Source organism: Hydrogenophaga sp. (assembly GCF_048549895.1).
GTDB lineage: Bacteria > Pseudomonadota > Gammaproteobacteria > Burkholderiales > Burkholderiaceae_C > Hydrogenophaga.
Map to the genome: position 1 here is coordinate 1 of NZ_JBLYYB010000070.1, position 8,885 is coordinate 8,885.

Below are 8,885 nucleotides of genomic sequence, written 5' to 3' on the forward strand. Positions count from 1 at the left end.
AATGGGACGGCGCACCACCCCAGCGCGTGACGGCGTACCACGGCATCCGCATGGCGCGCGACCTGAACCTGGCCTACATGGAGCCGCTGACCGATGTGTTCCCGAGCAACCGCAAGGGAGAGCTGGGTGACGTGGCCAAGATGAACTGCGCCACCTGCCACCAGGGCGCCTACAAGCCTCTGCTGGGCGCACCCATGCTCAAGGACCACCCGGAGCTGGCGGCCTACCGGCCCTACACCGCGCCAGCCCCGGCCACGCCCGACGCAGCAGCAGCCCCCGCCGCCGACGCACCCAAACAGTGACGCGGGCGACAGCCGCGTTCACGCATGGCTGAGACAGCACCCGACGTGATCACCCTCTCGGGGGTGGTGGTGGTGGTGCTGGTGAACTACCTGCGCGAACACCAGGCCTGGGGCTGGATGCGCATGGTGCAAGGTTCCGCCTCGCTCAAGGGCGTGCCCGGTGTGGTGTTTGCCAAGGTCATGGGCAGTGGTCACGGCGGCGGCTTCAGCATCCGGCCCAGCGCCAGCCACCAGGGCCTGATCGTGATGTTCGACCACGCTGCGCAGGCCGACGCGTTTCTCGCCGGCCCGATCGTGCAGGCCTACCGCCAACGCGCCGCGCAGTTCTGGAGCGGTGTGCACGAGGTGCTGTCCTCGCGCGGCCAGTGGGATGGCGAGGCCTGGGGCCCCACACCCGCCACCCACCTCAAGCCCGACCACACGGTGCACGACGACGCGGGTGCGGCGCGGCCGCTGGCCGTGATCACGCGCGCCAGCATCCGCCCGGCCAAGGCCATGGCCTTCTGGCGCAACGCACCGGCCACGCAGGCGGCCATGCAGTCGGCCGCCGGCTGCACGCTGGCCATGGGCCTGGGCGAAGCGCCGCTGGTGCGCCAGTGCACCTTCAGTTTGTGGAAAGACACCTCGTCCATGCTCGACTACGCGCACCAGGGCGCACACCAGGCCGCCATCGAAGCAGCCTACCGCCACAACTACTTCGCCGAATCGATGTTCGTGCGCATGCGCCTGCTGGAGCATCACGGGCAATGGATTCCACCCAACGCCATGAACACCGCAGAGCCCGTGGACGGCACACCCCATGGCTGAACACCAGGTCGTCGTCATCGGCGCCGGCATGGCGGGCCTGGTCTCGGCCCTGCAGCTGGCGCAACAGGGGCTGGACGTGACCGTGGTCGAGGCCGCCGCCACACCCGGTGGCAAGGTGCGCCAGCTGCTGGTGGACGGCGCGGCCATCGACAGCGGCCCCACCGTCTTCACCATGCGCTGGGTGTTCGACCAGATCCTGGCTTCGGTGGGCACCACACTCGAAGCCGAGCTGCGCATCCGGCCGCTGCCGGTGCTGGCGCGGCATTGGTGGGACGGCGGTGCTTCACTCGATCTCTTTGCCGACCCGGCGCGCTCTTTCGACGCCGTGGCGCAGTTCGCCGGCCTGGCCGAAGCGAAACGCTTCCAGGGTTTCTGCGCGCAGGCCAAGGCCGCCTACGCGGCGCTGGAAGGGCCCTACCTGCGCAGCGCCTCGCCCAGCCTGCTCGGCATGTCCTTGGGGCTGGGTGCGCGCGGCCTGGCCACGCTGGCGGCCCTTGGCCCCCTGCGCAGCCTGTGGCACAGCCTCGGCCAGCACTTCACCGACCCGCGCCTGCGCCAGCTCTTCGGCCGCTACGCCACCTACACCGGCTCCTCGCCGTGGGAAGCGCCAGCCACGCTGATGCTGATCGCCCAAGTCGAGCTCGACGGCGTGTGGGCCATCGACGGCGGCATGCACGCCCTCGCCCGCTGCCTGGAACGCCTGGCGCGCGAGCGCGGCGCTGCGTTCCGCTACCTGAGCCCGTGCGAACGCATTGAGGTGAAAAACGGCCGCGTGAGCGGTGTGACGCTGGCCAGCGGCGAGACGCTGCCCGCCGACAGCGTGGTCTTCAACGGCGATGTGGCCGCGCTGCGCACCGGTCTGCTCGGCCAGCCTGTGCGCCGCGCCGTCAAACCCAAGGCACTCCCGCGCTCGCTCTCGGCCATCACCTGGTCGGTCCACACGCGCACCAGTGGTCTTGCACTGGACCGCCACAACGTGTTCTTTCGCAACGGCTACGCCAGCGAGTTCAACGACATCTTCCACCACGGTGAACTGCCCAAACAACCCACGGTGTATGTATGCGCACAGGACCGCGGCACCGACCTGGCCGCGCCCACCGGCCGCGAGCGCTTGCTCTGCCTGGTGAACGCGCCGGCCGCGGGCGATCTTCAAACCATCACAAGCGAGGCGATCGAAACATGCGAGAACTCCAGCTTTGCCCTGCTGCGCCGCTGTGGACTTCGGATCGAGAGCGCCGAGCCCCCGTCGATACGCACCACCCCGGTGGACTTTCACCGGCTTTTCCCGGCCACGGGGGGCGCCCTTTATGGGCAGGCGACCCACGGCTGGACCTCGGCCTTCGCCCGCTCCAGCGCCAGCACACCGGTCACGGGCCTTTTCCTGGCGGGGGGGAGCGTCCACCCGGGCCCGGGGGTCCCGATGGCGGCGCTTTCGGGCCAGCTGGCGGCCGCGGCCGTGATGGCGAGCCCCGCTTTGACCAGGTGGTCCCCTCGGGTGGCTACCTCTGGTGGTACGTCGACGCCCTGAGCGACGACGGCCAGTTCGGCCTCTCCATCATTGCGTTCGTGGGCAGCGTGTTTTCGCCGTACTACGCCTGGGCGCGCAGACGCGGCACCACCGACCCCGACAACTTCTGCGCGCTCAACGTGGCGCTCTACAGCGCGGGCGCGCGCCGCTGGTCCATGACCGAGCGCGGCGCCGCGCACAACCGCCGTGACGCCACGCATTTCAAAATCGGGCCGAGCCAGCTCGAATGGCATGGCGATGCGCTCACCATCCACATCGACGAGGTGGGCGTGCCGATCCCCAGGCGCATCCGTGGCACGGTCAAGTTGCGCACGCACCAGCTGTTCAAGTTCGGCACCGCGCTCGATGCCCATGGCCACCACCGCTGGGGGCCGATCGCGCCCCACGCCCGCGTGGAGGTGAAGCTGCAGCACCCCCAGCAGCGCTGGGGCGGCCACGCCTACCTGGACAGCAACGAGGGCGACGAGCCGCTGGAGCGCGCGTTCACCGAATGGGACTGGTCGCGCAGCGCCATGAAAGACGGCAGCACCGCCGTGTTGTACGACGTGGAACCGGGCAAGGCCCAGGGCAAGCTTCTCGCATTGCGCTTCGGGCGCCATGGCAGCGTGCAGCCGTTCGAAGCGCCGCCTTTGCAAACGCTGCCGCGCACCGCCTGGCGCATCGAGCGGCGCATGCGCAGCGACTCGCGCGTGCTCGTGACGCAGCAGCTCGAAGACACGCCGTTCTATCAGCGCGCCATGCTGCAAAGCTCACTGCTGGGCGAGAGCGTTTCCAGTTTTCACGAGACCCTGCGCGTGCCCCGGCTGGTCTCGCCTGTGGTGCAGGCCATGCTGCCCTGGCGCATGCCGCGGCGGGGTTGAAGCAGGCCCCAGCCTGCAGGTTTCAGATCCCCTGAGGTGGTCGCTTGAGGCAGCGGTACGCGCCTGCCCCCGCCAGCACAGCACGGCCAACGCGGCGTAGACAAACGCGCTCCCCTCGTGATACACCACGAGGCCGTCGAAGTGGTTGCCTTCCTCGTTGTAGGGCAGACCGGCCAGGATCACGGCGTGGACGGTGAGCAGCGCGGCGGACAGACCGGCGAGCAGCACCAGCGCGCCGAGCGCAAGGGCCACCCACCGGGATGCTGCTCGGCGCGACATGAACAGACCCTAGCCCAGCAAGGCCGCCAGGCCGCCCTCGGCCTCAAACCGCTGGTTGCGGTAGGCCAGCCGGGTCGGGCCGGGCCACACGCGCTGTGCCACGCTGTGGGCCGGGTCACCGGGGTAGCAGATCACGCGAACGCCGTCCACATCGAACGGCTCGGGCTCGATCAGCACGGGTGGGCGGCTGCGGGCGGCGGTCATCACATCGGCAGCGGTGCGCAGGTGGCCGAGCTGGCACAGGCTCATGATCTGCGGCGGCGCCAGATCGATCTCGCCCGCCCAGTAGCGCTCCAGCGCACGGCGCGGTGCCAGCCACACGGCTTCGGTGGCCTCGAACGCACAATGCTCGGCCTCTTGCCCGAGCGGTGCGGCCGCCACGAAGAACCGCGTGTCAAAACGCTTGTTGGTCACCGAGGGCACGCGCGGCGTGATCCAGCGCGACCACGGCCACACACTGGCGGTGGACACCACACAACCAAGCTGCTGCAACGCCGCAGCGAAACCGGTGCCGGCGGCGGTGAGTTCGCGCACACGCTGCGCCAGATCGGCGCGGTGCACCTGCCCCAGCAGCAGACCGCTTTCTTCAAACGTCTCGCGCAAGGCGGCCACGTGCAGGCCCAGCGCGGTGCCGGGGTCCAGCCCCGGTTCGTTCAGGCTGAGCGCGCAGTCGCGGGCCAAACGGTCGAGTGAGCTCGGGTCCACCTGGTGGTCGGCGGCGTCGAGCTTGCCGCCAGGAAACACATGCACCCCGCCCAGCACGCCCGAGTTGCCATGCCGGCGCACCAGCAGCACCTCCAGGCCTTGCGGGGCGTCGCGCACCACCATCACGGTGGCGGATGGCACGGGGGCGGTGTGAACGACGTCGGAGTTGATCGTGAGAGCCATGCGCGGATTGTCGGTGAGGGTGGAGCGTGCGGCTCAGAACACCGCGTGATCACCCCGCTCGGGCGCGGGCGCGCCACGCACCACGTCGGCATAAAAGTCGAACAGCGTCTGGCTGCCGGTGGACGGTGTGGCCGCCGCGTCATAGCGCCCGGTGGCGGGGTCGAGCACCAGCATGGATTCGGTGGCGTAGTAACGCCCGATGCGTGCGAGCTCGGCCTTGTCTGCGAGCGCCGGCACCACACGCCCCGCCGCGCCCAGCACCGCGATGACGGTGTCGAGCAAACCCACAGGCACGCTCTTGAAGCGCGGCGGCCGACCGACCAGCGCAAACAGGTGTTCGCCCTGCTGGCGCGGCGTGATGGCTTCACCCGGCCCGCCAATGGGCAGCACGCGGTTGTGGCGGGTGGCGTCGGTGAGGCAGTCGGCGATGAAGGCGCCGAGGTCGTCGTCGCTGATGGGCTTGCAGGCCGTGGCACGCCCGTCGCCAAACACCAGAAAGGGCTTGCCCCGGCGCACCCGTTCGATCTGCCCCGAGAGCGACTTGAAGAACGCCGTGGGCCGCACGATGGAGTACGTCAAACCCGACTCGATCAGCACCTGCTCGAACGCCAGCTTGGCTTGTTGAAATGCCAGCAGGGGCTTCTGCACGCAGATGGCCGAGAGCAGCACCACCTGCGACACACCGGCCTGTTGCGCGATGCCCAGCGCGTTCACATGCGCCTGGTGGTCGATGGCCCAGGCGTCCCGGGGCGCTCCGGTGCGCGAAGCCAGGCACGAGACCAGTGCGTCGAAGCGCTCGCCCTGAAAACCATCGCGCACCAACGACACGGGGTCCTGCACATTGCCCACGCGCACCACCGCACCCGGCAGCAGCCGCGCCATGTCGCTGGCCTGCAGCTGGCCACCCACCCCGGCGCGCGGCCGCACAAAACACACCACCTCATGCCCCCGCGCCACCAGGGCGCGCACGGTGGCCTGGCCGATGGTGCCGGTGGCACCGAGCATGAAGATGCGTTGGAGGGTGTGGGTGGGCATGGGGTGATCTTAGTAAGCGCGCCTTGGACAAGACTGTCACCGGCTGTCCAGGCCGGCTCAAGAACCCAGGGCAGGTGTCGATACGCAGGTATCAACCCCAATCTTCGGACCCATGGACGCCCTCAACACCCCCTCCGCCGCCGCCCATTCACCCAGCCTGGCCACGCGTGGCAAAGCGCCAGCCCTGGCGAATGCTGGTGAGTTCCTGAGTTTTCGCCTGGGCGCCGAGGAATACGGCATCGACATCCTGAGCGTGCAGGAAATCCGCTCGTACGAAGAACCCACGCGCATCGCCAATGCGCCCGGGTTCATCAAGGGCGTGGTCAACCTGCGTGGTGTGATCGTGCCCATCGTGGACATGCGCATCAAGCTGGGTTGCGCCAAGGTCGACTACAACGCACTCACCGTGGTGATCGTGCTCAGCGTGCACGACCGTGTGGTGGGTCTGGTGGTGGATTCGGTGAGCGACGTGATCCGCCTGGGCCACGACCACATCAAGGCCGCACCGCAGATCAGCACCACGCTTGATACCGGCTTCATCACCGGTATCGCCAGCGTGGGCGAGCGCATGCTCATCCTGGCCGACATCGAAGCCCTCATCGGCAGCGCCGACATGGGCCTGGTCGCCCACACCCCCTCCGTTCAGTAAATCGCAAAGTTTTCCGCCGCGCGCCGCCCACGAGGCAGCGCGCGGCTCAACACGTCCGTTGGAGTCACCATGAACCTCTTTCGCAATCTGTCTGTCGGCGCCCGCCTGTGGGTCGGTGTCATCGCCATCATCGTGGCCCTGTTTGTTGTGGTGGCCACCGCTGGCGCACGCTCGGCGTCGCTCAACGCCGAGTCCGAGCGCGTGCTCGCCGCCCTCGCCCACAAAACCACCATTGCCACCGAATGGGCCGGCTTGACCGAGACCAACGTCACGCGGGTGCAGGCCTCCATTGCGAGCGCCGACCCGGCCATCGCCGCGATGTACAAAGACCTCATCCCTGCGGGCGTGGCTTCCATTTCCGAGCTGCAAAAGCAACTGCAGGCCATGGACATGAACGAGGCAGAAAAAGCCCAGATGGCCAAGATCGCCGATCTGCGCAAGAGCGTGCTGGCTTCGCTGGCCGTGGCCAACGAAATGAAGAAGGCCGGCGACGCTGCTGGTGCCGCGCAGGAAATTTCCACCCGCTTCAACCAGGCCGTGCCGCCCTACCTCGACGCCTTGCGCGGCTTCGCCCGCATGCAGTCCGACATCCGGCAGGAAGCCCAGGCGGGCTTCACCGAACAGCGCTCCAACAGCCTGGTGATTGCGGCCCTGCAGGTGGGCGCGCTGATCGCCGGCATCGTGGCCGGCGCGTTTTTCCTGATCCGCAACATCCGCAACCCGCTGCGCGACGCCATGCGTTTTGCCGAGCAGATCGCCGGTGGTGACCTCACCGCGCAGATCCGCAACGACCGCAAGGACGAGTTTGGCGCCATGACGGCCGCGCTGCTGGGCATGCGCGACCGCCTGGTCAAGGTGGTGGCCGACGTGAAGCGTGGCACCGACAACATCACCGTGGCCGCCAAGGAGATCGCCACCGGCAACAACGACCTCTCGGCCCGCACCGAACAGACCGCCTCCAACCTGCAGCAAACCGCCGCCAGCATGGAGCAGATGTCGGGCGCGATCCGCCAGTCGGCCGACTCGGCGCGCGTGGCCAACCAGTTGGCCGATGTGGCCGGCCAGAGCGCACAAAAAGGCGGCGAGGTGGTGCACCAGGTGATCACCACCATGGAAGAGATCAACCAGTCCTCGCGCAAGATCAACGACATCATCGGCGTCATCGACGGCATCGCGTTCCAGACCAACATCCTCGCGCTCAACGCCGCCGTGGAAGCCGCCCGCGCGGGTGAACAGGGTCGTGGCTTCGCGGTGGTGGCGGGCGAGGTGCGCAACCTGGCCCAGCGCAGCGCGCAGGCCGCCAAAGAAATCAAGGTGCTGATCGGCACCAGCGTGGACAAGGTCACCGCCGGCACCGAACTGGTGAACCAGGCCGGCAAGACCATGGGCGAGATCGTGGACAACGTGGTGCGCGTGCGCGACATGATCGGCGAGATCGCCAGCGCCTCGGGCGAACAGGCCGACGGCGTGAACCAGATCAACGCGGCCGTGGCCAACCTGGACCAGCTGACCCAGCAGAACGCAGCACTCGTGGAAGAAAGTGCGGCGGCGGCATCGAGCATGAACGACCAGGCCGACCGCCTGGCCGAGGTGGTGCGCGTGTTCCGCGTGGACGCGCAGGCCGCGTCACACAGCACGATCACCCAGATTCGTTCGACCGATCTGCACAAGACAGGCAGCGCCGTTGTGAGCGGCGCGCCGGTGAAAAAGCCGGCGGTTGCCAAGCCCGTGTCGGTGGCGCCGAAGGCCACGCCGTTGAAGCCGGCGTCGCAGCCGATGGCCAAGGTGGCCGAGAAGGCAGGTGCGTCGGACGAGTGGGAATCGTTTTAAAGACCTTGCCCCGCCTGCGGGTCATCGCCGCAAAATAGCGCGATGACCCCATCCCCTGCAGTCAGCTATTGGTTGATGAAATCCGAGCCCGACGAGTGCTCGATCGACGACGCACTCGCCGCCCCCGGCGCCACCGTGCCCTGGACCGGCGTGCGCAACTACCAGGCGCGCAACTTCATGCGCGACGGCATGCGCATCGGCGACGGCGTGCTGTTCTACCACTCGAGTTGCCCACAGCCCGGCATCGTTGGCATCGCGCAGGTCGCGTCCACCACCCGCCCCGACCCCACGCAGTTCGACCCGCAGTCGCCCTACTTCGACCCCAAGTCCAAACCCGAAGCGCCGCGCTGGTTGCTGCTCGATGTGAAGGCGCTGCGCAAGACGCGGCTGCTCGGTTTGCCCGAGTTGCGCGCGAACCCTGCGTTGGCCGAGATGACGCTGCTGCAACGAGGGAGCCGGTTGTCGATCACGCCGGTGAGTGAGGCGCATTGGCAGCTGATCACCGAGGTGCTGATCAAGACCTGAGCACCGCCGATGTTCCATTTATTCGTCGAATATTTGCAATCGACGAATAAATGGAACATACTACGCCAGCATGTCACCCCAACACAACACCCACACCCAGCGCATCCTGGATCTGCTCGCACACAAGGGTTTGCTGCGCCCAAGCGATCTGAATGCCACCGGTACGTCTCGCGTGGTGCTCG

At 68.0% G+C, this 8,885-nt stretch carries 9 protein-coding genes; 7 read left to right on the top strand and 2 right to left on the bottom strand.

Translation table 11 applies throughout. From position 1 onward, the window contains the following. From ACN4F8_RS06905 to ACN4F8_RS06920, 4 genes are all read left to right on the top strand, one after another. The coding region (locus ACN4F8_RS06905) for a photosynthetic reaction center cytochrome c subunit family protein (RefSeq protein WP_419472869.1) at nt 1–302 on the top strand (302 nt) is incomplete at its 5' end. Between the two features lie 24 nt (nt 303–326). Continuing rightward, a complete protein-coding gene (locus ACN4F8_RS06910) occupies nt 327–1,109 on the top strand; it encodes a hypothetical protein (protein ID WP_419472870.1) in 783 nt (260 codons plus the stop codon). After that, on the top strand, nt 1,102–2,637 hold the full coding sequence (gene crtD, locus ACN4F8_RS06915) for a 1-hydroxycarotenoid 3,4-desaturase CrtD (protein WP_419472871.1): 1,536 nt from the start codon (nt 1,102–1,104) through the stop codon (nt 2,635–2,637). Before ACN4F8_RS06910 ends, crtD begins: the two co-directional genes overlap by 8 nt. Further along, nucleotides 2,592–3,497, top strand: coding sequence for a carotenoid 1,2-hydratase (locus ACN4F8_RS06920; RefSeq protein WP_419472872.1), 906 nt, complete (start codon nt 2,592–2,594; stop codon nt 3,495–3,497). Before crtD ends, ACN4F8_RS06920 begins: the two co-directional genes overlap by 46 nt. Nucleotides 3,498–3,785: 288 nt before the next feature. Here ACN4F8_RS06920 and ACN4F8_RS06925 read toward each other — a convergent pair whose 3' ends face one another. Then, nucleotides 3,786–4,664, bottom strand: coding sequence for an NUDIX hydrolase (locus ACN4F8_RS06925; RefSeq protein ID WP_419472873.1), 879 nt, complete (start codon nt 4,662–4,664; stop codon nt 3,786–3,788). A gap of 33 nt (nt 4,665–4,697) precedes the next feature. Beyond that, nucleotides 4,698–5,699 (bottom strand): NAD(P)H-binding protein, encoded by a 1,002-nt coding sequence (locus tag ACN4F8_RS06930; protein ID WP_419472874.1) that lies wholly within the window; start codon nt 5,697–5,699, stop codon nt 4,698–4,700. A gap of 112 nt (nt 5,700–5,811) precedes the next feature. Here ACN4F8_RS06930 and ACN4F8_RS06935 point away from each other — a divergent pair, with 112 nt between their 5' ends. From ACN4F8_RS06935 to ACN4F8_RS06945, 3 genes are all read left to right on the top strand, one after another. Continuing rightward, nucleotides 5,812–6,348 (top strand): chemotaxis protein CheW, encoded by a 537-nt coding sequence (locus ACN4F8_RS06935; protein ID WP_419472875.1) that lies wholly within the window; start codon nt 5,812–5,814, stop codon nt 6,346–6,348. A gap of 69 nt (nt 6,349–6,417) precedes the next feature. Further along, nucleotides 6,418–8,178, top strand: a complete 1,761-nt coding sequence (locus ACN4F8_RS06940) for a methyl-accepting chemotaxis protein (protein ID WP_419472876.1) — start codon at nt 6,418–6,420, stop codon at nt 8,176–8,178. Between the two features lie 42 nt (nt 8,179–8,220). Beyond that, nucleotides 8,221–8,703, top strand: a complete 483-nt coding sequence (locus ACN4F8_RS06945) for an EVE domain-containing protein (RefSeq protein ID WP_419472877.1) — start codon at nt 8,221–8,223, stop codon at nt 8,701–8,703. Nucleotides 8,704–8,885 lie beyond the last annotated feature (182 nt).